This is a genomic window from Acinetobacter sp. WCHA45 (genome assembly GCF_002165255.2).
Lineage (GTDB): Bacteria > Pseudomonadota > Gammaproteobacteria > Pseudomonadales > Moraxellaceae > Acinetobacter.
Genome location: NZ_CP028561.1, coordinates 1,481,864 through 1,502,955, shown reverse-complemented (window position 1 = coordinate 1,502,955; position 21,092 = coordinate 1,481,864). Strand labels below are relative to the sequence as shown.

The following is a 21,092-nucleotide window of genomic DNA, read 5'->3' as shown; positions in this document are numbered from 1 at the left end:
AACGATGAATCCAAGCGATGATTTAGAATACCAACTTGAAACACTGGCTATTCGCACAGGGCATGATCGTACCTTTGAAGGGGAACATAGTGAACCTATCTTTTTAACATCTTCGTTTGTTTGCGAAAGTGCCGCAGATGCTGCTGCAAAATTCTCTGGGCAAATCGCAGGAAATACATACTCACGTTATACCAACCCAACAGTGCAAGCCTTTGAAAAACGTCTGGCAGTTCTGGATGGCGCAGAGCGTGCAGTTGCAACCAGTTCAGGGATGGCAGCAGTACATGCGATGTGTATGGCGTATTTAAAAGCGGGCGATCATGTGATTTGTTCTCGCGCCGTTTTTGGTTCAATCATTGCCTTATTTGAAAAGTACGTTGCTAAATTTGCTGTAGAAGTGACTTTTGTCGATTTGGATGATCTTCAAGGCTGGAAACAAGCGATTCGTCCAAATACACGTATTCTCTTTATTGAAACACCCTCGAATCCTTTGGCACAGGTTGGTGATATGCAAGCAATTGCAGATATTGCTCATGCCAATGGTGCATTATTTGCTGTAGATAACTGTTTTTGTACACCGGTATTGCAACAACCTATCAAGTTTGGTGCTGATTTAGTACTTTATTCAGCAACAAAATATATTGATGGTCAGGGGCGTGCATTAGGTGGTGCAGTTGTTGGCAAAAACGATTTACTTGAAGAAGTTAATGGTGTAATCCGTACTTTGGGTAATTCAATGAGCCCATTTAATGCATGGATTTTCCTCAAGGGCTTGGAAACGCTCAGTATCCGTATGAAAGCGCACTGTGAAAATGCACAAATACTTGCTGAGTGGTTACACCAACATGAAAAGGTTGAAAAAGTGTATTACGCTGGTTTAACAGATCATCCCGGACATGAATTAGCCAAAAAACAGCAGAAGGGTTTTGGTGGTGTGGTTTCATTTGTTGTAAGAGGTGAGCGTCAAGGCGCATGGACGGTGATTGACAATACGCGTTTCCTATCGATTACCAGTAATCTGGGCGATGTAAAATCAACAATTACCCATCCAGCAACCACCTCGCATGGTAGAATGTCTGCCGAAGCCAAACAAGCCGCAGGGATTGAAGAAGGATTGATCCGTGTATCTGTTGGCTTGGAAGATATTAATGATATTATTCGCGACCTATCACGCGGTTTAGATTTAATTTAACGAGAGAAACTTATGAACATTAATATGCTCATGCAGCAAGCTCAGCGCATGCAAAAGGATATGGAATCCAATATTAAAAAAGCCAAAGAAGAGCTTGCAAAAACAGAAGTTCACGCTGAGGCGGGCGGTGGTTTGGTTAAAGTAACTATGACTTGCCGTAATGTCGTTAAGCGTATCGAAATTAGCCCAGACTTATTACAAGATGAAGCTGATATGATTGAAGATCTGATTGCTGCTGCGATGAATGATGCAGCACGTCAAGCCGAAGCTATTTCTGAAGAAAAACTTCAAGGTGCGAATTCAGGTATGGGCTTACCACCAGGTTTATCTGGTTTATTCTAAGCCAAAAGTCTCTAAGTCTTTTGGTGAGGCTTAGAGAACCTTTTTTATAAATAATAGAGTTGATCTGTGTTTAGTGAACGATTTGAACAGCTAGTTCAAGCATTGCGTATTTTACCAAGCGTTGGTCCAAAATCTGCACAGCGGATGGCATTGCATTTGTTGATGAAAAATCGTGAAGGTGCTTTTGCATTATCTTATGCATTACATGAGGCTTCGAGCCATATTCACGAATGCCATATTTGTCATTCATTAACTGAAAATGAAATTTGTGATATTTGTGCGTCTGCAGAAAGAGATGAGCAATTGCTTTGTGTGGTTGAATCTCCAGCTGATGTCATGGCAATCGAACAAAGTGGAAGCTTTAGAGGAAAATATCATGTACTTGGTGGTCATTTGTCTCCATTGGATGGAATAGGTCCTGAAGAAATTGGTATTCCATATTTGATTCAACGATTAAGCCAAGGACAGATTGAAGAAGTAATTTTAGCAACTAATGCCACCGTGGAAGGTCAAGCGACAGCACATTACTTAGTTGAAGCAACGAAACATTTGCCAATTCACATGACCAGAATCGCACAAGGCGTGCCACAAGGTGGTGAATTAGAATATGTCGATAGTCATACGTTAAGTCAAGCGGTACATAATCGTATGAAGATGAAATAATTTTATATTTATTGTAAATTCATGCTATTAATTTAAACAAACAATTCACTTTTACATTTTGTCTAACATTATTTTAGGTATATTTGCTTTAATTTATGGCAGTATAAGCAAACGAAAAGGATTTTCGTTTTTGATGAATAGAATAGGAGTAATTTCATGTTTTTCATGTGGAATAGTGATTAAATTTTTCTTTGTAGATTTAATTTAGTTTCGTTTCAGCAAAAACTGTATTTTTACAGTCGTATTGCTATTGTTTTTATTATTTTACTTGAGCAAATATGTTTCAGTTCATTCAACAGCAAAAAGACCTTGCTGTTCTCCTCAGTCAAATGGAACAATGTTCTACCTACGCACTTGATACTGAGTTTATTAAGGTTGATACCTTATATCCAAAACTTGGGGTATGCCAGATTAATTGTAATGGTCAAATTGCTTTACTAGATGGAGTAGCACTTGATTTAGAGCAGTTTTGGCAGAAGGTTTTTACTGCACAGCAGAATATCTTTCATGCTTGTGGCGAAGATATTGATTTAATTTATCATTATGCAGATCAAAAACCATTAAAAAATGTATTTGATACGCAGATCGCAATGGCATTTCTTGGTCATGGGCTTCAGGTAAGCTATCAAAATGCATTAAAAACCTGCCTAAATATTGATATTGATAAGGATCAAACTCGCTCAGATTGGTTGGCACGTCCTTTAAGCCAAGAGCAAATTAATTATGCCGCAAATGATGTCTTATATTTGACAAAGCTCGCTGATACATTAAAACATGATTTACAGCGTAAAGGGCTTTATCAATATGTTTTGGAAGATTGTCAGAATTTAACGAAAGAAATTGCGATAGAAACTCCATTGACAGAGCTATATACCGATATTGGTAATTATCGCCATTCACGTCGTGAGTTAATGCAATTACAGCAGCTCAGTATTTGGCGTGAGCAAATTACCAAAGCCATGAATCAACCACGTAGTTTTGTTCTCAAAAATACAACAATGCTAGATTTAGTGGAAAAAAATCCACGTAATAATTTCCAACTTGCCCAAGTTAAAGATATTCGCCCAAACATTGTACGTGAACATGGCAAAACCATATTAGATTTATTAAAGTTTTTACCACCTGAAGATGAATGGCCATTAAGAATGGCAAGACCAGTGAAGAATAATTCTAAAGAAGTTGCGCCTCAAATTGATGCTTTAATCGATGGAGTCGTGTTTGAAACTGGCATTCCTAAAGAAGTTTTACTACGTAAGAAATGGCTGAATGCAATTTATGAATATGTTGTATTCCATTTAGAAGAGCAAGAATTGCCGAGTTATTTGTTAGGCTGGCGCTACGATATCTTAACCAAGCCATTGGTGGCATTACTGCGACAAGATATTGAATATTTGGCGGCGCAAATGAAGTTAGCTAGATAAAATAGTTCAGCTGTGAAATACGACTGTTGCGTTAACATTCGTTAATGTACCTAGTTTTTTTTTCATGTATGCTGTTTAAAGTCTGTTGGAATCTAAATGGCCAATAGTCTCTAAGATTGATAAGAGTTGTGAGTAAACATGCACTGCGATATTTATAGATCAAGCAAAAAAGACGAAATGTATATGTACATTGCTCGTCCAAATTATTCTGCAGATCAGGAATCAGAAAATCCATTTGAGTCTGTTCCTGAGAGTGTTTTACAAGCTTTTGGAAAAGCTACTTTTGTAATGCATTTGGAACTTCATGGTGAGCGCAAACTTGCACGTGTCAACGTATTGCATGTCTTAGACTCATTACAGACCAAAGGCTTTTTTATTCAAATGCCGCCAGAAGGACTTATTAATCCAAATGCGGTAGAACCAGAGGGTTTGCGTGGTGCTTGAAACGATAACTGCAATGTGGTCTCACATTCTATCTGTACTGGATCAATTCCCTGAAGAGAATGTTGCGATTATTGTGTATGTTACAGGTGCAATGATTGCATTATGGTGTTGGTATCGTTTGATGTCACGTATGCCTAATCCAATAGGAGGGATTCTTTGGATTATTGTTTTTGCAATCCTTGCTACACCAACAATCTCTGAAGGTCCTAATTCAGAATTAGCACCTGCTATTTTTGGTTTGATTTTTGGTGTGCTCACAAAAGAGCATGATTTAATCTGGTCAAATTTATCTTTGATTCTCTTTGTCATTGGTACAGGATTATTGATCGGCTTCTGCTGGTCAAAATACAGTGCAAATAAACTTGCACGTTCGGTTTAGATATTCACATAAAGTTAAAGAAAAATAAGGTTTTCAAATGTCTGCTGATACACAACACTTCACTGGTACAGATCAATATATTGCAACTGACAGCCTGAAACTTGCGGTAAAAGCCGCGCGTGCTTTACAAAAACCATTATTGGTGAAAGGTGAGCCAGGTACAGGTAAAACATTACTTGCAGAACAAGTTGCAGAAAGTTTAGGTCTAAAACTAATTACTTGGCATATCAAATCAACAACCAAAGCTCAGCAAGGTTTGTATGAATATGACGCAGTTTCTCGCTTGCGTGATAGCCAGTTAGGTGATAACCGAGTCTATGACATTAAAAACTATATTAAACCGGGTAAATTGTGGGAAGCATTTACGAGTGAAGAACGTTGTGTATTGTTAATTGATGAAATTGACAAAGCAGATATCGAGTTCCCGAATGACTTATTGCATGAACTCGACAAAATGTCGTTTTATGTTTACGAGACTGGTGAAACCATTACCGCAACACAACGCCCAATTGTGATTATTACTTCGAATAATGAAAAAGAATTACCAGATGCATTCTTGCGTCGCTGCTTCTTTCATTATATCGAATTTCCTGATGAAGCAACGATGCGTGAAATTATTGCAGTGCATTTTCCAAATATTTCGAATACTTTGGTCAGTGAAGCATTGCAAATATTCTTTAAATTACGTGAAGTCACGAATTTAAAAAAACCACCATCAACATCAGAGTTAATTGACTGGTTAAGCTTGCTTATGGCAGATGATATGCCTGAAGACGTATTGCGCAATCATGATAAATCTAAAGCAATCCCACCATTGTATGGTGCGCTTATTAAAAATGAACAAGATGTACAATTACTTGAACGTTTAGCTTTTATGTCACGCCGCTAAGAGTGTAATCACATGTTTGTGCGATTGTTTTACACCTTACGTAAATATGGTGTACCTGTTACAACTCGTGAGTTGATTGATCTCAACCAAGCGGTTGCATCAGGTCTAGTATTTGCAGATCAGGAAGAATTCTATCAGTTGGCTAAAACAGTTTTAGTCAAAGATGAACGTTTCTTTGATAAATTCGATCGTGCCATGAAAGATTATTTTGATGGCATTGAAACTTTTGATCTAGATGAACTACTTAAACAAGTTCACAAGTTACCTAAAGACTGGTTTGACCTAGAACTCTTAGAAAAACATCTGACACCAGAGCAACGTGCTGAACTACAAAAAGCAGGTTCTTTAGAAGAACTGATGAAAATGTTGGAAGAACGTTTACGTGAACAGCATAAAAAACATCAGGGTGGCAATCGTATGATTGGCACTGGCGGAACTTCACCTTTTGGTGCTTTTGGCGATCATCCAGAAGGTGTCCGAATAGGTGGGCCAGGGCGTAAACGTTCAGCGGTAAAAGTATGGGAGCAGCGTAAATACCAAAATCTTGATGATGATCAAGTTTTGGGAACACGTCAGATGCAAATTGCATTACGCCGATTACGTAAGTTTGCGCGTCAAGGCGCGGCTGAAGAGCTTGATGTTGATGGGACTATTCGTGAAACCGCTAAGCAGGGTATTTTGGATGTGCAATTGGTTCCTGAACGGCGTAATCGTATTAAAGTGCTGATGCTGTTTGATGTTGGTGGTTCAATGGATGCCTATATCGCTGAGTGTGAAAAATTATTTAGTGCGGCGAAGTCTGAGTTCAAAACCTTAGAATATTTCTATTTCCATAATTGTCTCTATGATTATGTTTGGAAAGACAACCATCGCCGTAGTTCAACTCGTATGAATACATGGGATTTATTCCATACTTACGGTCGCGACTATCGTGTAATTGTTGTTGGCGATGCCAGTATGGCACCATACGAACTCAAGTCGGCAGGTGGTTCAGTTGAATACATGAATGATGAGTCGGGCGAGGTATGGCTTAGACGTTTACGTCAGCATTTTGACAAAACCGCTTGGTTAAACCCTGAAATGGAAGGTTACTGGCATTACACCCAGACCATTAACTGGATCAAAGAAATTTTTGAAAATCATATGTACCCAATGACACTAAAAGGCATTGAAGATATGACGCGTTATTTGTCACGTTAAAAATTCATATGAATACTTTATAATGACCGCTTCTGTATAGAGGCGGTTTTTTTTCTGTTAAATAGATGCTAATCCCGTTAGAATAAAGCGTTTTTGCAATTAGCACTTTTGGAGACGCCTAAGTGGAGCGACCTACAATCAGCCCTGAACATTTACAAGAAGCGGCTGAAAATTTAGTAACCATTCGAGATTTTATTCGTTTTGGTGTAACCGCACTTCGTCAATATGATGCACACTTAGGTCAAGGTACTGAAGATTATTTTGCGGAAAGCTCTGCACTTGTTTTGCAAACACTTTCCCTAGAATGGAAAGCTGATGCAGAAATATTAGATGCAAAATTACTACCAACTGAAAAAGCAGAATTTTTAAGTCTATTAGAACGTCGCATCAATGATCGTATTCCAACCTCATATTTATTAAATTTGGCATATTTCTGTAATAAACCTTATTATGTAGATGAACGTGTACTCATTCCGCGTTCGCCAATTGCTGAATTGATTGAACAACGATTTGCACCATATTGTTTGAATGAAAATGGTCAAATGCTCGAAGCATTGAATAATTTACCAGAAAACACGAATCCGAAAACGCCACAACGTATTTTAGACATGTGTACGGGTTCTGGCTGTATTGCAATCGCTTTAGCTTATGCATTCCCAGATTCTGAAGTGGATGCAACAGACATTTCCAAAGAAGCTTTGGAAGTCGCATCAATTAATGCTGAACACCATGATAAGCAATATCAAGTCGCATTACTTGAGTCTGATTTGTTTGCAAAAATTCCTGCTGAAAATCAATATGATTTAATCGTAAGTAATCCTCCATATGTAGACGCAGAGGATATGGCAGATTTACCAGAAGAATTCTTACACGAGCCGGAGCTTGCACTTGCTGCTGGTCAAGATGGTTTGGATTTGGTTCGTAAAATGTTAGCGCAAGCTGCTGACTATTTGACAGAAGATGGTTTAATCGTCATTGAAGTCGGTAATTCAGAATGGGCGATGCGTCAAAACTTTAATACTGTTGATTTCCATTGGCTTACATTCCAAAAAGGTGGTTCTGGTATTTTTGCATTAACTGCGGAACAATGCCGCCGTTATAAAGATATATTCCAGCAATCTATTCAAAATTAAGGGGCTGAAAATGGCAGGCAATAGTATTGGTCAACTTTTTCGGGTAACCACCTGTGGTGAATCACATGGTGCTGGCTTGATGGCAATTGTAGATGGCGTACCACCGGGACTAGAACTTTGCGAAGCAGACTTACAAAAAGATTTGGATCGCCGCAAGCCGGGTACTTCTAAGTTTGCAACGCAACGTAAAGAGCCTGATCAAGTTGAAATTATTTCTGGTGTTTTTGAAGGCAAAACTACGGGTACATCAATTGGTTTATTGATTCGTAATACAGATCAAAAATCAAAAGACTACGGTAATATTGCCCAAACATTCCGTCCTGGTCATGCTGATTATACCTATACTCAAAAATATGGTTTCCGTGATTATCGTGGTGGTGGTCGCTCAAGTGCACGTGAGACAGCAATGCGTGTTGCGGCAGGTGCGATTGCTAAAAAGTATTTGGCAGAAAAATTTGGTATTGATATCCGCGGGCATGTAACACAGATCGGGAATGAAATTGCAGAAAAGTTAGATTGGGCTGAAGTGCTAAATAATCCATTTTTCTGTGGTGATGTTGATGCTGTTCCTCGCTTCGAGCAATTAGTCACAGCATTGCGTGAGCAAGGCACTAGTTGTGGTGCAAAATTGGAAATTATTGCTGAAAAGGTTCCAGTGGGTTGGGGTGAGCCTGTTTTTGATCGTCTGGATGCGGATATTGCTCACGCTATGATGAGTATCAATGCGGTTAAAGGTGTTGAGATTGGGGATGGTTTTGCAGTTGCTGGACAGTTTGGTCACGAAACTCGTGATGAATTAACCACAGATGGTTTCCTTGCAAATCATGCTGGTGGAATACTTGGTGGTATTTCAAGTGGTCAAACGATTCGTGTCGCGATTGCTTTAAAACCAACCGCAAGTATTACCACTCCTGGTAAAACCATTACAATTGATCGAGAAAACACAGATGTGTTAACCAAGGGTCGTCATGATCCTTGTGTGGGCGTTCGAGCGACTCCAATTGCTGAAGCAATGTTAGCAATTGTTCTAATGGATCATTTTTTAAGACATCGTGCTCAAAATGCTGATGTTGTAGTTCCATTCCAACCAATCGAGCCATAATTTTAATTTTTCACATACTTGCGACACTTTGCGCGCAAGTATGTTTTTTAATAATAAAAAATTCATCTTATAAAGTCTCAGAAATTACATTTTCACTCGTTGCAACATGATATTGATTTCTACCATTATTTTTTGCTACATACAAAGCATGATCTGCTTGAGAAATAAACTCTGATAGGCTGTCATTAAGATGAGGAGTTGTTGTTGCAACACCCACACTGATCGTTACATATTTAGAGACATTACTTCTAGGATGTGCAATCCCTATATTTTGCATTAATTGCATTAAACGTTGAACTTGTATCAGTGCTTGATCTTTATCCGTCATGGAAAATAAAAGTAAGAACTCTTCACCGCCATAACGTGCCGCAAGATCTCCACTTCGCGATGAGATTGAACCCAGCAAAATGGCAATTCGTCTAAGACATTGATCCCCCTGAATATGGCCTAATGTATCATTGTATAGTTTAAAAAAATCGATATCGATCATCATGATTGTGATAGGAACTTCATGACGGATTGAGCGTTTCCACTCATTTTCAAGAACTTCATCGAGGTATCTACGGTTCGCTAAACCAGTTAAAGCATCTTGTTGAGATAAAATTGAAAGTTGTTGCGCCTGACGCATAAGCTCTAATCGATTTAGTTCGATCATACAGTCTTGTAGATAATTCTCTCTATGTTGCCGATCTATTGCATAAGCTAAAGCCATTCCTAGAAAGCTACTAAAAGTATAAGTTCGATTTAAGTAAGTCCAATCAATTGATCCATTAAGCCAAACACTAATGGCAATACCAATTAAACCACCAGACCAACCAGCAAACATCGCTGTATAAAATCGCATACCAACGAAGCCATATATAATGACCACGGCATACATCATGGCAGCATGAAAAAGAACGTTATTCTGGCCATGTTCAAATACATTAATTAACGTGAAAGTAAGAGCGACGGCACCTGTAGAGCCTAAGCAAACATAGTAATCAAACCATCTATTCATTGATGGAATGAAAGCAAGTAACCATGCAAAAACAATTATCATGCCCACCCAACCGTAGTACGCGATCCATGCAGTGCGTAGCTCTGTAGGTAGAACTTGATAAGTACCAAAACTTAAATATAAATAGAAGAATAGAATGATTGGTGCACGGTAACGGAATTCATGTGCAGCTTCATTTTTATACTGATCTTTATAAATGACTTCTAATTCTTTAGGAAACCAAACTAAATTTAGTCCGCGAGAAATTAACAAGTCAATCTGTTCTTGCCCGAGTAAGTTGGATGCTTTTAACTTCATCTTATCTCTCATCGCCCCCAATGTTCTTATAAATGTAAATAGGGATTGTTAACTACGTTACACTGTATTAAATAAAATGTGTATTGGATTATATAAAATTAATCATTTTTTATGATAATCAGATTTTATTGCCAGTATTCTATATTTTTCGGGTGTAATATGAATGTATTAGCAACTAATATAATGATTAAACTTAATAAAATGCTGAACAGATAAAAAATTTTACAAATTAAATAACGATCATTGTATATTAATTGTATTACGATTAAATCTAGCTATAAAAATAAGCAGCAATCGTGGAAAATAATTGAAATAAGTCATACGAAATAGGACGGATCGAAATGACTGTTATGAAGCAATATGGAACAAAACTAGAAATAACACCTCACTCAGAATGGGCACAACAATTTTGGGATGAACTTGTTCCTGCAAAAGAACGAGTAAGCAAGCACCCTTTATTTTTAAATATGGCAAGCGGTAGCCTAAATTTAGAATGCTTTCGGTCAGCATTATTAAATTTTTATCCTTTGGTTGCTCATTTTCCATCATATATGGCAGGTGCTTTAGCTAAAGCGACGGCTTTTTCTTTAGATGGTGTAACTGAGACTAGAGATTGGTTAATTCAAAATATCAAAGTTGAAGAAAGACATTTACATTGGTATCAAGATTGGGCGAAGGGTTTTGGCATAACGACTGAAATGTTGAATGAAGTTAGACCACCAGTAGCAATAAATGCAATCAATCATTTTTTATGGGATGTAAATTTTAGGGGAAGTTTAGCGGAGAGTATTGCTGCAACAAATTTAGCAATAGAGTGGGCGACAGGCGATTGGACCATTCATGTTTATAAAGGAATACAAGCTTATACAGAAACACCAGAAGTAAATATTAATAAAAGATCATTGGCATGGTTAAGAGCTCATGCACACTATGATGATCTACATCCTTATGAGGCGATGGAGCTGATTAAGAGATTATGCGATAAAGATCCAGTTTCTCAGAGAAAAGCTTTTTTAGCAGCGAAAGAAGGCTTGGCTTATTATGAGCTGGCTTTAGATGAGTGTTACAAGTTACAAAATAATAATTAAAAATACCGAATAAACTGCTATTTAGTTGGGGTACTAAGTAGCAGTTTTTATTTAATTTTTTAAACTGGATTCATTTTATCGTAGAAATTCTTTAATTTAGAGAACTCCAGTGGTGCATTAAGTTGTCTAGATTAACTATGTATTCTTCAAAACGAATAAGAATTTTTTCTCGTTCTTCATCTGTGATATATGGGACATGGTAGGCAATAAAAGTTTGGTGCTGATCAATATCATTTAATATTTAATAAAGAACTTCTAAAGCAGAATTACAGCAATTTTTGTCGTTGAACCAAATCGCTAAGCATCTTGGTTTAACTGATAGAACTTTACAACGTCAACTTGCAAATGAAAAAAAACATTTCAAATCTTACTTAGTGAAAGCCGTCAGGCAAAAGCAAAAGCTCTTTTAAAAGAAAATAAATTTATCCATTCAAGAGATTTCAAATCTTTTAGGCTATGCAGATATTTCTCATTTTCACGTGCTTTTAAAAAGTGGACAAATATGACGCCAAGTAACTATAGAATACCAAAATAAAGAAAATAGACTATCTAACTAATGTTATAATATGTTATTCCTAAGTAGAAATGTCCTACCTAATAACCAAATAGAAATGTCCTATATGGACAATTCCAAGTCAAGCACAGGATTTAGATTTCGTTCTTTGATTGCTATTTTCTGTGCACGTCTGCTTGGCATCTTTTGAGAACGATTGCGTTTGTTTTGTTGTTCCAGTTCTTCATGCTGTTGTTGGATATGATTCAGAACAGCACCCAACCGTTTATTCTCAACAATCTCTCGCTGATTCAGCTGACTTAATTTATCGAAGAGGCTGTAATTGATCTTTCGGCCATCATGCATGAGGGCTACAGTACCATCCGGGTATTCCAGGAACTCAAGATACTTACCGATCAACCTTTGATTTTCTTCGGTGTTTTCCAGGAGATATACGCATTTATCATAAGTAATCGTCAGGCTATTCGTGACTCTGCGGGGTTCACGCCAAGTAAAAATATCATCTAATTCTTCGGCTGTTTCAGTGATAGGCCGATGTAGATCCTTAGGATTAAAAGCCATCTTGGCGAACTTCTGATTGAACTGCTCAATGAAGCAGGGTAGCCAGGCATTAGCTTGCTCAATCGAGCTGATACCTTCCAGACGCATCTCCTTGATCAGACGGTCCTGAAGGGTTCTGTTGGCACGTTCCACACGGCCTTTGGCCTGTGGTGAATTGGCGAAGATGATATCGATATTCAGGGTACTGAGTACGCGTCCAAACTGGGTAATCTTGGTGTCTTTCTTGCTGCTTTGATTCACCCTGAAGACTGAATGTTTGTCGCTGTAAAATGCCAACGGCTTACCATGCTGCTCAACATACAAGCGTGTTGAAATCATATAATCAAAGGCTGATTCTGATTCACAGAAGCGTAAATGCTGCAATTTTCCTGTAGCATCATCGATAAACACCAGCAGACAGCATTTAGCAGCGCGTCCTTCAAACCAGTCATGATATGAGCCATCAATTTGGATCAGTTCACCAAAGCAATCCCGGTTGTAACGAGGCTGATACGGGCGTTTCAGGCGCTTGGATCGAGGAATCCATAAGTCAGCTGCAATCATCCAGGAACGCAGGGTTTCTACTGAAAGATCGAATCCATGTACGGTGGTGAGCTTTTCATGCGCTAAAGTGGGTCCGAAACCATGGAGTTGGTCAGAAACAATATTGAGGCACTTGAGTCTGAGTTCTTCAGGAAGTTTGGAATTGCTGATTTGGCCACGACCGGCATGGGCTAATGCAGCGGGACCTTGAGCTTTGTATTTCTGCAGTAAGCGTCTGATCTGACGTTCTGAAATATGAAGTAGCTGAGCAGCCTGGGATTGAGTTATGCGTTGATCACAGATTTCTTGCAAGACCGACAATCGTTTAAGTTCTTTATCCGACATAGACACCAACATATCAAACCGTCCGCTAACGAAATTGCAAAAGTGCATATTCTAAAAGCGGACATTTTTACTTTGGAGAAACCGGACATTTCTATTTTGGAGTTACAATAATAATTGCGTATAATGTATATTATGTTAAATAGAATATCTAAGACTGTGGCCTACACAATACTGTTTGTTGTCATAGCTTAGTAATGTGATGATCTAAGATTATACATCACGTTACTGAGCCATTGATCTCATTCTGATGGTTTCATAATCTTTCTCACAATGTGCTCATGAGTTGGTACAAGTCCTGCTTTCAACCCAAGTGGTTTAAAGACCTTATCTAAAACAGATTGAGTAAGTTTTCCTTTGTCTTGCTCAATATCAGTTAATGTCCTGCGACTTATGCCGACTAAATTTGCATATTGTTCCTGAGACATACTCAGAATGTTTTTTCGTAAATACGTCAATAATTGTCCTAATGTTATTTCATTCAATAAGTACTGCATATATAGATCAATAAGAACTTGCTGACGATCTTGAGTCTGATTTTTTATATTCATAATAGTTCTCATCTTTCTAATTTAGCTTCAACATAGTCGAATGAAAGCGCTGGCATACTCGTAAGCTAATTCACTAGCGCTTGCTGAGCCTAGTTTCGGTTCTAATAGCGTAAGTTCAGCAATATCAAACCAACTTTGATCAAGTAACGCCTGTATTGTTAATTTCTTCATTGATATGAATGAGCAATTATTTTCTCAAAAGTACTCTATTTTTTTATATTTGTGAAGATATTTGCGCAAAATTCTTTTTTATGTAAGTTTTTGAGCATAAATTTGCTCATAACGATTTATGGAAAGTATCATTCTCAGTATCTATTTAAAACACTTTATTTCATTGTTATAAGGTATGAAAAGATAAATGTTTGAAAAATACGATTCAACCTATCGTTGTTAACGTGATCGAACTGTGTATCATTAAACATAATTTCTTTTTGATAAACTTCTTTTTATGAAGAATGCATTTTCTGACCACAAGCAAATTAGCATGGTTTCTAGTTTCTCCGAACTTGTCGGTTCTAATTTTCAAGCAGATAGAAATGCGATTTGTTGGTATAGAAACCTGAATGGAGATTTTCAAGAAATCGTAAAACAGCTTGAACTAAAGGAAAATATCACTGAGGTTTCGGTTGATGATTTATTGGCTTTGCAACTTTCCGAACAAGGTCATTTAGCAAGAGAAATCATCTTAAAAGATATGCAGCTATTAAGTGATTTCGGAGCTTCACCTACCCTTAACTTAATTCAAAATTACGAACGTGATGATGAGTTAAATTTTATTTCAACTGATGTGTATTCATTTCATGTTGATCGTTCCCCTATCCCAACTGATACTTTTTTATGTACTTATTACGGCGCAGCAAGTGAAATTTTGCCAAGCGATCAAGTTAAGCAAAAAGTTTTGATTCCCGAAATCAGAGAGAAACTGAAAGAATTACATCATGGCTCAGAAGCTGAGTTTGAAAGTTTTCTACAAGATTATTTCTTCGATTTACATTACCAGCCGCTTCCTGATGCAAGACCTTTAAACTTAGGTTTAGGACATCTTTGGCGTCTAGCAGTTGATCACCCAATGCAGCACGTTTTACCTTGTGTTCATAGGGCACCTATTGAAAATGAAGGCGAATATAGACTACTCTTAATTTGTTAATTATTTATATTTCAAATGGTTAAAAAATAAATCTATTAAACTCTAGTACATAAAAGCCCATACATGATGGGCTTTTATTAGCCAGAAAGAGATTCACTTAATTCTAAAATATCCCTTTAAACAGGAAAAAACATCCGACAAACAACAGTAGTACAGCAAAGCATTTTTTTAACATTTGAGGTGATAAAGCATGTGCCACTTTGGCACCTAGCTTTGCAGTGAAAAAGCTCATCGCACTGATACCCAGAAATGCATAAATATGAACAAAACCAATGCTATTCGGAACATTTATTTGTTCTTTCATACCAAATAACATAAACCCTAGCGCACCTGCGATTGCGATAGGTAAGCCACATGCAGCAGATGTTCCAACTGCTTTTTGCATGACTACACCGTGATGATTTAAATAAGGTACGGTTAGACTACCTCCACCAATACCAAAAATTGCTGATGCTATGCCTATTCCTGTACCTGCGAACACCTGTTTAGTCGTTGATGGAAGGACTTTATTCTGATCTATTACTTTTTTGGCTCCAATAAACATTTGGTATGCAACCCAAATCACAAAAACACCAATAATCAGTTGCAAGTGTTCCCTTGATAGTAATCCTGCAATACCCGCACCAAAAAATGACCCAATGACTAAACCAGGAGTCAGATTTTTGAATACAGTCCAAATGACTGCACCATTTTTATTATGCGCCATTAATGAGCTGATAGACGTCACAATAATCGTGGCTAATGAAGTACCCAAAGCAAGATGCATCACAACTTCAGGATCATAGCCCATTTGTGTAAAGACAACATATAAAAGCGGTACAATGATCAGCCCACCACCTACACCAAAAAGTCCAGCAGCGAATCCCGCTAATGCACCTATAGCTAAAAAAATGATTAATTCCACGACATACTTACTTGATTGAAGGTTAATATTAGATGAATAGCGAATGTTGGTTTAAGCAACTTCAGTCTCACCTACTTGGTGATAAGCACGATTAAAATACACCAGACTATGTTCATGCTGACTTTTTTGAATAGCAACTGTACGGCAAATAAAAATAGTATGTGTTCCTACTTCCTGAATTTGTTCAATCTGACAATCAAAACTAACAAGAGCGTCCTCTAAAACAGGTGCACCTGTTTTTAATTTAGTCCAAGTTCCATGTTTAAACCGCTCTTCAGACGTCAACTTAGAGGAAAACACATTAGAAATATGCTGATGTTGCGCGCCTAGAACATTCACAGTTAAAGTTTCATTTTCAATAAAATGTGCATGTGACCTAGAGGCTGTATTCATACACACCAATAATGTCGGAGGTGTATCCGTAACGCTACATACAGCAGATGCGGTAAATCCATGACGACCAGATGCTCCCGCTGTAGTCACCACATTCACTGCACTTGTCAGTAAAGACATCGCATTTCTAAAGTCATTTGCTTCAATCATCATCTGATTCCTAAATTGAACTGTAGCTTTTCTTTAGATTAAGACCTAAGACACACTTGCGTCACATTTGCACATCTAAATCATTTCAAACCGAATGGGCTGCTAACTAAATTAATAAGTAGCCCATTCGATATTTCCTAATTGCTAAATACTAAACGGCGAGCTCTTTTCGGATAATTTCTGCACCTGCACTTAAGGCATTCAGCTTACCGCGTGCTACTTGACGAGATAAAGGCGCCATTCCACAGTTAGTAGATGGATAAAGTTTGTCAGCATCAACAAATTGCAAAGCTTTTCTTAAGGTATCGGCAACTTCTTCAGGTGTTTCGATATTATTAGTAGCAACATCGATCGCACCTACCATCACTTTTTTACCGCGAATTAGTTCAATTAGATCCATTGGTACGCGAGAGTTTTGGCATTCTAGCGAAACGATATCAATTTTAGATTGTTGAAGCTTAGGAAAGGCTTCTTCATATTGACGCCACTCTGAACCCAACGTCTTTTTCCAATCTGTATTGGCTTTGATGCCATAGCCATAGCAGATATGGACGGCTGTTTCACATTTAAGACCTTCAAGTGCTCTTTCCAAGGTTGCAACACCCCAATCATTCACTTCATCAAAGAATACATTAAATGCAGGTTCATCAAATTGGATAATGTCGACACCCGCAGCTTCTAATTCAAGTGCTTCCTGATTAAGAATCTTGGCAAATTCCCAAGCCAGTTTTTCACGGCTTTTATAATGACCATCATATAACGTATCAATCATAGTCATTGGACCTGGAAGCGCCCATTTGATTGGTTGTGTTGTTTGGCTACGTAAAAACTTGGCATCTTCCACGAAAACTGGCTTTTGGCGAGAGACTGCACCGACTACAGATGGAACACTTGCATCATAACGATTACGGATACGAACTGTTTCACGCTTCTCAAAATCTACACCATCAAGATGCTCGATAAATGTGGTGACAAAATGTTGGCGAGTTTGCTCACCATCGCTCACAATATCAATTCCCGCATGGATCTGTTCTTGTAGAGATAAACGCAGAGCATCTTGCTTCGCTTCGATTAATGCCTCACCCTCTAATTTCCAAGGTGACCAAAGTTTTTCAGGTTCTGCAAGCCATGAAGGTTTCGGTAAGCTGCCAGCCGTTGATGTTGGTAATAAAATTGCCATTTTAAATCTTCTATCTCTATTTTAGGTAAATTAAGCAGCGTTACTTTGTACGGTGTAGTTAGCAGCCCATTGTTCAAGGATGTTTTGATAAGGTTTGATAAAGTTTTCTTCCGTCCATTTACCTTGTTTTACTGCCAATTGACCACGCTCTACACGGTCGTAAACGATTCGTGTTAATGAGTAATCTGGGTACTCTAAACTTGCTTGATACACTTGTGCTGCTGAAGAATTTGCATTGTAAATTTCAGGACGGTAGATCTTTTGGAAAGTTTCCATCGTGCTAATTGCGCTAATCAGTTCAAAATCGGTGTAATCACGTAATAAATCACCCGCAAAATAGAATGCTAAAGGCGCAACACTTCCTTTCGGCATGAAGAAGCGAACCTGTAAGCCCATTTTATGGAAATATTCATCTGTACGTGAATATTGATCTTGCTTATATTCAACACCTAAAACTGGATGCTCATTAACAGTACGCTGATAAGTCCTCGCTGTTGAAACACTTAAACAAATGACAGGTTGTTGATTAAATTCAGCCTTAAAAGTATCTGAATTAACTAAATATTGATAAAGCTTACCGTGTAAATCACCGAAACCTTCGGGTGCATACGAAGTTGAGTTCTCTTTATTATGTTCTTTCAGTACCACACTAAAATCATAATCACGTACATAAGACGAGAAACTATTGCCAATCATGCCTTCAATACGTTGATTGGTATGGTGATCGGTAATGGTGCTTTTCAGCATTTCAATGATTGGAAAAGTTTTACCATTACCTTCAATATCTAAATCTGCAGAAATAATATCAATTTCAAGTGAATAACGGTCACCATTCGGATTATCAGTTTGTGCTAAAGCATTGAAACGATTATTAATCATTCGAAGTGTATTACGAAGATTCTGCTCTCGACTTTCACCGCGTGCTAAGTTGGCAAAATTAGTCGTTAGACGTGTGCTATCCGCTGGTTGATAGTTTTCATCAAAACGAATGCGTTTAATTGAACATGCAAACTCTTTACTCATGATGATTGGTATCCTAATTTTTGCGATAAACCGTAAACTTCTTTATGTTGTAATTTATACTCGAATCATCACATGAATAAAAATGATTTAATCTAACAAAAAGATGAATAAAATTCATTGTTGTGTGTTTTTATGGGTTTCAGTGCTCTAACCTGAACGAGCTTCATCATGAGCTGAAAAACTCTCAGGATATTGATTGAATTATTGCTATAAGGGAGTGTTTGTAATTTGGAATTATTCTTTAGATGATGACATACAATGTTTCGTTTCTATTTTTTGTTTACAACGATATAAAAACTTGAATTTTATTAATCCAATAGCAGAATCTCGTAAAAAAGACGATCTAATTTTAAGTCAGATCGTCTTTATTCATATCAGTGAATTGGATTTAAAAATTCACCGTCCAAGAAAATTGTGCAGTGCGTGGAGCGCCTAGGAATAAATAATCATCACCAAAGAAGCTACCGACATCTCGCCAATATTTTTTATTAAATAGATTATCAACATTGAATCTTAACGTGTTTTCATAGCCATTAGCTTTAAAGTTATAAGCTGCACCAGTATTAAAAACTGTGTAGCTTGGAACTTTTACGCTGCCTATTTTATTGGCATATTTACTGCTACTGTATTGTATGCCAGCGAGTAAACGTAATCCTTCAACTTGGGGAACTTGGTATGAGATATAACTCGCCAAACGTACAGTTGGTACATTTTGAGTTTGATGACCATCATATTCAGATGATTGTATATCTTTTAAGCGTGAACGGGTCAATGCTAAAGTCGATGTCATATCTAGGTTTTGACCAATACGCCCTTGTAGACCAAGTTCTAAGCCGAGGTTATGTTGTTCACCATCTTTTACGAAATCATTTGAAGTATTGGTATGTTGATTATCTTGTTTTAAATCAAATAATGCAGCTGAAAAAAATAAATCTTGCCACTGCTGCTTAAATCCCAATTCATATTGCGCTGAATGTTTAGGTGCTAATGTCACAGAAGGATTGTTTGCAAACCACGGCGCTTGTCCGCCGTCACTTAATCCTTTGGCATAAGAAGCATAGATATGAGTCTTTTCCCAAGGCTGATACATCACAGCAAATTGAGGTAAAAAGCGATTAAAGTTAGTGTCACGAATATTATTACCAGATGCATTATAAGCATCTTCATTTAAATGCAGTAGTTTTCCGCCTGCTAGAATTGACCATGCTGTATTAAATTCAACTTGATCAATTAAATTTAATGCTGTTTGCTGACTGTTTAAAGATTTGTAGTGATTGCCGAAAACTGCGCCTGATGGAGCAAAGTCCACAGTATCAGTGTAAATATTCCCTGTACCGACAGCTTGGTTAATCGCATCGTATTGCGCATGTCGTTTATAAGTTTGTGATAATTCTAAACTCAACTTATGTTGCCATGATCCTGTACTAAATTGACCATTTAAGCCTGCTTTAAATTGATTGGTCAGGTAACTGTCATCAGGACTGCGGAAGTCATAAATATCATAGTTACCATTTTGATCAAAGGTATAGGCAAACGCTGAATAATCATCCACCACAACACGACTTTGAGAAGCACTTAGATTTGCTGACCAATCTTTATTGATTTGGTAATTATATTTTAAGCCTGTGTTTAAACTTTGGTTAATGACAGGTTGGCTCCAACTTTGATAGCCAAGTAAACGATCCCACTCTACGCCAGTAGGTACGGTTTTACCATCAAGCAACTGATAACCAGGTACTGAACGCTGACGTTGACGCTGTGATTCGATATCAAGTTCTAATTTTGAACGATCTGATATATTCCAGTCTAATGCTAAAGAACCAAATAAGCGTTTACCATTGGCATGTTCTACATACGGATGGATTTCCTCATGCGCCAAATTTATTCGATAACCCAATTGCTGCTCATCTAAAAATCCACCAAAGTCCGCTGCGATACGATTACCGCCATGACTATCTGCATCAACGGTTATTGAACGGATTTCTTTAGGACGTTTGCTTACATAATTAACCACACCCGCAGGTGTTGACATACCACTTTGAATGGCACTTATACCCTTTAAAATCTCGACTTGTTCTTTGTTTTCAAGTGCGACATTTTGCTCACCGCGAAGTAAGTTACCATTGAGCAAGTAGCTTGAACCAAGGTTCAGTGCGAAACCACGCATCATAAAGTTTGAGTAATAGCCAATTGGGGCGTAACCATCACCTACCGCAGCATCGTTTTTCACAACATCCGTTAATGTTTTCGCATGTTGATCAGCAATTCGCTCAGCCGTCACGGCATGAATAGATGCAGGAATCTCAGCAATATTTTGTTGAGTAAAACCAGATAAATTCACCTTTGGTTGAAAATATACGCTTTCTGCTGCTTGGGCGTTTACTGTGATTGTTTCTAATTGGGATACCTTATTTTCATCTTCAGCATGTACCAATACTGAGCTTAGCCCTAGGCATGAAAATGAACCAACTGCCAGTAATGCTTTGTGTAAACGAGAAAATGTAAATGGATATGTTTTCACAGTAATTGCCTAACCCCGAAAGATAATCTTATAGTCTAAATTTTCGGGCATGAGTATTCACAATTTTCTATGATTGAACAAGTATGTTTTCCACCATCTATCTAATATTTTTAAATGTTCTGTATACCGTATGT

At 37.7% G+C, this 21,092-nt stretch carries 20 protein-coding genes and 2 pseudogenes; 13 read left to right on the top strand and 9 right to left on the bottom strand.

What is annotated here, in order from left to right; translation table 11 throughout:
* Nucleotides 1–4 precede the first annotated feature (4 nt).
* The 10 genes from CDG55_RS08680 to aroC all read left to right on the top strand — a co-directional run bounded on the left by CDG55_RS08680 (nucleotide 5) and on the right by aroC (nucleotide 8,765).
* Nucleotides 5–1,192 carry an O-succinylhomoserine sulfhydrylase gene (locus CDG55_RS08680; protein WP_087537100.1) on the top strand — a complete coding sequence of 396 codons (1,188 nt, stop codon included), beginning with the start codon at nucleotides 5–7 and terminating at the stop codon, nucleotides 1,190–1,192.
* Nucleotides 1,193–1,204: 12 nt separating this feature from the next.
* A complete protein-coding gene (locus CDG55_RS08675) occupies nucleotides 1,205–1,534 on the top strand; it encodes a YbaB/EbfC family nucleoid-associated protein (protein WP_087537101.1) in 330 nt (109 codons plus the stop codon).
* Between the two features lie 66 nt (nucleotides 1,535–1,600).
* Entirely contained in the window at nucleotides 1,601–2,197 is a 597-nt protein-coding gene (gene recR, locus CDG55_RS08670) for a recombination mediator RecR (protein ID WP_087537102.1), read from the top strand.
* Nucleotides 2,198–2,475: 278 nt separating this feature from the next.
* Entirely contained in the window at nucleotides 2,476–3,618 is a 1,143-nt protein-coding gene (locus tag CDG55_RS08665) for a ribonuclease D (protein ID WP_087537103.1), read from the top strand.
* Between the two features lie 183 nt (nucleotides 3,619–3,801).
* Nucleotides 3,802–4,062, top strand: a complete 261-nt coding sequence (locus tag CDG55_RS08660) for a YcgL domain-containing protein (protein WP_241307477.1) — start codon at nucleotides 3,802–3,804, stop codon at nucleotides 4,060–4,062.
* Complete coding sequence (locus CDG55_RS08655; RefSeq protein WP_087537104.1) at nucleotides 4,055–4,441, top strand: hypothetical protein; 387 nt, start codon at nucleotides 4,055–4,057, stop codon at nucleotides 4,439–4,441. The genes CDG55_RS08660 and CDG55_RS08655 overlap by 8 nt, the downstream gene beginning before the upstream one ends.
* 37 nt (nucleotides 4,442–4,478) lie before the next feature.
* A complete protein-coding gene (locus CDG55_RS08650; RefSeq protein WP_087537105.1) occupies nucleotides 4,479–5,330 on the top strand; it encodes an AAA family ATPase in 852 nt (283 codons plus the stop codon).
* 12 nt (nucleotides 5,331–5,342) lie between these two features.
* On the top strand, nucleotides 5,343–6,530 hold the full coding sequence (locus CDG55_RS08645) for a vWA domain-containing protein (RefSeq protein ID WP_005160186.1): 1,188 nt from the start codon (nucleotides 5,343–5,345) through the stop codon (nucleotides 6,528–6,530).
* Between the two features lie 122 nt (nucleotides 6,531–6,652).
* Nucleotides 6,653–7,663 (top strand): 50S ribosomal protein L3 N(5)-glutamine methyltransferase, encoded by a 1,011-nt coding sequence (prmB, locus tag CDG55_RS08640; protein ID WP_087537106.1) that lies wholly within the window; start codon nucleotides 6,653–6,655, stop codon nucleotides 7,661–7,663.
* Between the two features lie 10 nt (nucleotides 7,664–7,673).
* Nucleotides 7,674–8,765, top strand: a complete 1,092-nt coding sequence (gene aroC, locus CDG55_RS08635) for a chorismate synthase (RefSeq protein ID WP_087537107.1) — start codon at nucleotides 7,674–7,676, stop codon at nucleotides 8,763–8,765.
* Between the two features lie 67 nt (nucleotides 8,766–8,832).
* On the opposite strand, the gene CDG55_RS08630 is transcribed toward aroC, so the two are convergent.
* Nucleotides 8,833–10,062 carry a GGDEF domain-containing protein gene (locus tag CDG55_RS08630; protein WP_087537108.1) on the bottom strand — a complete coding sequence of 410 codons (1,230 nt, stop codon included), beginning with the start codon at nucleotides 10,060–10,062 and terminating at the stop codon, nucleotides 8,833–8,835.
* Between the two features lie 341 nt (nucleotides 10,063–10,403).
* On the opposite strand from CDG55_RS08630, the gene CDG55_RS08625 reads away from it, so the two are divergent.
* A complete protein-coding gene (locus CDG55_RS08625) occupies nucleotides 10,404–11,150 on the top strand; it encodes a TenA family transcriptional regulator (RefSeq protein WP_087537109.1) in 747 nt (248 codons plus the stop codon).
* Nucleotides 11,151–11,209: 59 nt separating this feature from the next.
* On the opposite strand, the pseudogene CDG55_RS15490 reads toward CDG55_RS08625, so the two are convergent.
* Nucleotides 11,210–11,361: pseudogene (locus CDG55_RS15490) on the bottom strand (flavodoxin family protein); the annotation flags it as partial.
* A gap of 64 nt (nucleotides 11,362–11,425) precedes the next feature.
* Between CDG55_RS15490 and CDG55_RS15645 the strand changes: the two are divergent.
* A pseudogene (locus tag CDG55_RS15645) lies at nucleotides 11,426–11,685 on the top strand (helix-turn-helix transcriptional regulator); the annotation flags it as partial.
* A gap of 81 nt (nucleotides 11,686–11,766) precedes the next feature.
* On the opposite strand, the gene CDG55_RS08610 reads toward CDG55_RS15645, so the two are convergent.
* Both CDG55_RS08610 and CDG55_RS08605 read right to left on the bottom strand, forming a co-directional pair.
* Entirely contained in the window at nucleotides 11,767–13,092 is a 1,326-nt protein-coding gene (locus CDG55_RS08610) for an ISNCY family transposase (protein WP_001280601.1), read from the bottom strand.
* A gap of 239 nt (nucleotides 13,093–13,331) precedes the next feature.
* Entirely contained in the window at nucleotides 13,332–13,640 is a 309-nt protein-coding gene (locus tag CDG55_RS08605) for a helix-turn-helix domain-containing protein (RefSeq protein ID WP_087535780.1), read from the bottom strand.
* 448 nt (nucleotides 13,641–14,088) lie between these two features.
* Between CDG55_RS08605 and CDG55_RS08600 the strand changes: the two genes are divergently transcribed.
* The gene (locus tag CDG55_RS08600) at nucleotides 14,089–14,787 is read left to right on the top strand and encodes a DUF1826 domain-containing protein (RefSeq protein ID WP_087535781.1); all 699 of its coding nucleotides are present in this window, start codon (nucleotides 14,089–14,091) and stop codon (nucleotides 14,785–14,787) included.
* A gap of 103 nt (nucleotides 14,788–14,890) precedes the next feature.
* Here CDG55_RS08600 and CDG55_RS08595 read toward each other — a convergent pair whose 3' ends face one another.
* The 5 genes from CDG55_RS08595 to CDG55_RS08575 all read right to left on the bottom strand — a co-directional run bounded on the left by CDG55_RS08595 (nucleotide 14,891) and on the right by CDG55_RS08575 (nucleotide 20,958).
* Complete coding sequence (locus CDG55_RS08595) at nucleotides 14,891–15,691, bottom strand: sulfite exporter TauE/SafE family protein (RefSeq protein WP_087535782.1); 801 nt, start codon at nucleotides 15,689–15,691, stop codon at nucleotides 14,891–14,893.
* A 51-nt stretch (nucleotides 15,692–15,742) separates the two neighbouring features.
* Nucleotides 15,743–16,234, bottom strand: a complete 492-nt coding sequence (locus CDG55_RS08590; protein WP_005160147.1) for a flavin reductase — start codon at nucleotides 16,232–16,234, stop codon at nucleotides 15,743–15,745.
* 151 nt (nucleotides 16,235–16,385) lie between these two features.
* Nucleotides 16,386–17,414: a methionine synthase gene (locus tag CDG55_RS08585; protein WP_087535783.1), complete on the bottom strand. Its 1,029-nt coding sequence runs from the start codon at nucleotides 17,412–17,414 to the stop codon at nucleotides 16,386–16,388.
* 30 nt (nucleotides 17,415–17,444) lie between these two features.
* The gene (locus CDG55_RS08580; protein ID WP_087535784.1) at nucleotides 17,445–18,437 is read right to left on the bottom strand and encodes a DUF1852 domain-containing protein; all 993 of its coding nucleotides are present in this window, start codon (nucleotides 18,435–18,437) and stop codon (nucleotides 17,445–17,447) included.
* Between the two features lie 388 nt (nucleotides 18,438–18,825).
* The gene (locus CDG55_RS08575; RefSeq protein WP_087535785.1) at nucleotides 18,826–20,958 is read right to left on the bottom strand and encodes a TonB-dependent siderophore receptor; all 2,133 of its coding nucleotides are present in this window, start codon (nucleotides 20,956–20,958) and stop codon (nucleotides 18,826–18,828) included.
* Nucleotides 20,959–21,092: the final 134 nt, after the last annotated feature.

Excerpts from the sequence above, each read along its gene's own strand:
- CDG55_RS08605 (WP_087535780.1), bottom strand. The coding sequence starts at position 13,640 with ATGAATATAAAAAATCAGACTCAAGATCGTCAGCAAGTTCTTATTGAT.
- CDG55_RS08580 (WP_087535784.1), bottom strand. The coding sequence starts at position 18,437 with ATGAGTAAAGAGTTTGCATGTTCAATTAAACGCATTCGTTTTGATGAA.
- CDG55_RS08610 (WP_001280601.1), bottom strand. The coding sequence starts at position 13,092 with ATGTCGGATAAAGAACTTAAACGATTGTCGGTCTTGCAAGAAATCTGT.
- CDG55_RS08650 (WP_087537105.1), top strand. The coding sequence starts at position 4,479 with ATGTCTGCTGATACACAACACTTCACTGGTACAGATCAATATATTGCA.
- CDG55_RS08645 (WP_005160186.1), top strand. The coding sequence starts at position 5,343 with ATGTTTGTGCGATTGTTTTACACCTTACGTAAATATGGTGTACCTGTT.
- CDG55_RS08630 (WP_087537108.1), bottom strand. The coding sequence starts at position 10,062 with ATGAAGTTAAAAGCATCCAACTTACTCGGGCAAGAACAGATTGACTTG.
- CDG55_RS08600 (WP_087535781.1), top strand. The coding sequence starts at position 14,089 with ATGAAGAATGCATTTTCTGACCACAAGCAAATTAGCATGGTTTCTAGT.
- CDG55_RS08675 (WP_087537101.1), top strand. The coding sequence starts at position 1,205 with ATGAACATTAATATGCTCATGCAGCAAGCTCAGCGCATGCAAAAGGAT.
- aroC (WP_087537107.1), top strand. The coding sequence starts at position 7,674 with ATGGCAGGCAATAGTATTGGTCAACTTTTTCGGGTAACCACCTGTGGT.
- CDG55_RS08680 (WP_087537100.1), top strand. The coding sequence starts at position 5 with ATGAATCCAAGCGATGATTTAGAATACCAACTTGAAACACTGGCTATT.
- CDG55_RS08590 (WP_005160147.1), bottom strand. The coding sequence starts at position 16,234 with ATGATTGAAGCAAATGACTTTAGAAATGCGATGTCTTTACTGACAAGT.
- CDG55_RS08660 (WP_241307477.1), top strand. The coding sequence starts at position 3,802 with ATGTACATTGCTCGTCCAAATTATTCTGCAGATCAGGAATCAGAAAAT.
- CDG55_RS08625 (WP_087537109.1), top strand. The coding sequence starts at position 10,404 with ATGACTGTTATGAAGCAATATGGAACAAAACTAGAAATAACACCTCAC.
- CDG55_RS08665 (WP_087537103.1), top strand. The coding sequence starts at position 2,476 with ATGTTTCAGTTCATTCAACAGCAAAAAGACCTTGCTGTTCTCCTCAGT.
- CDG55_RS08585 (WP_087535783.1), bottom strand. The coding sequence starts at position 17,414 with ATGGCAATTTTATTACCAACATCAACGGCTGGCAGCTTACCGAAACCT.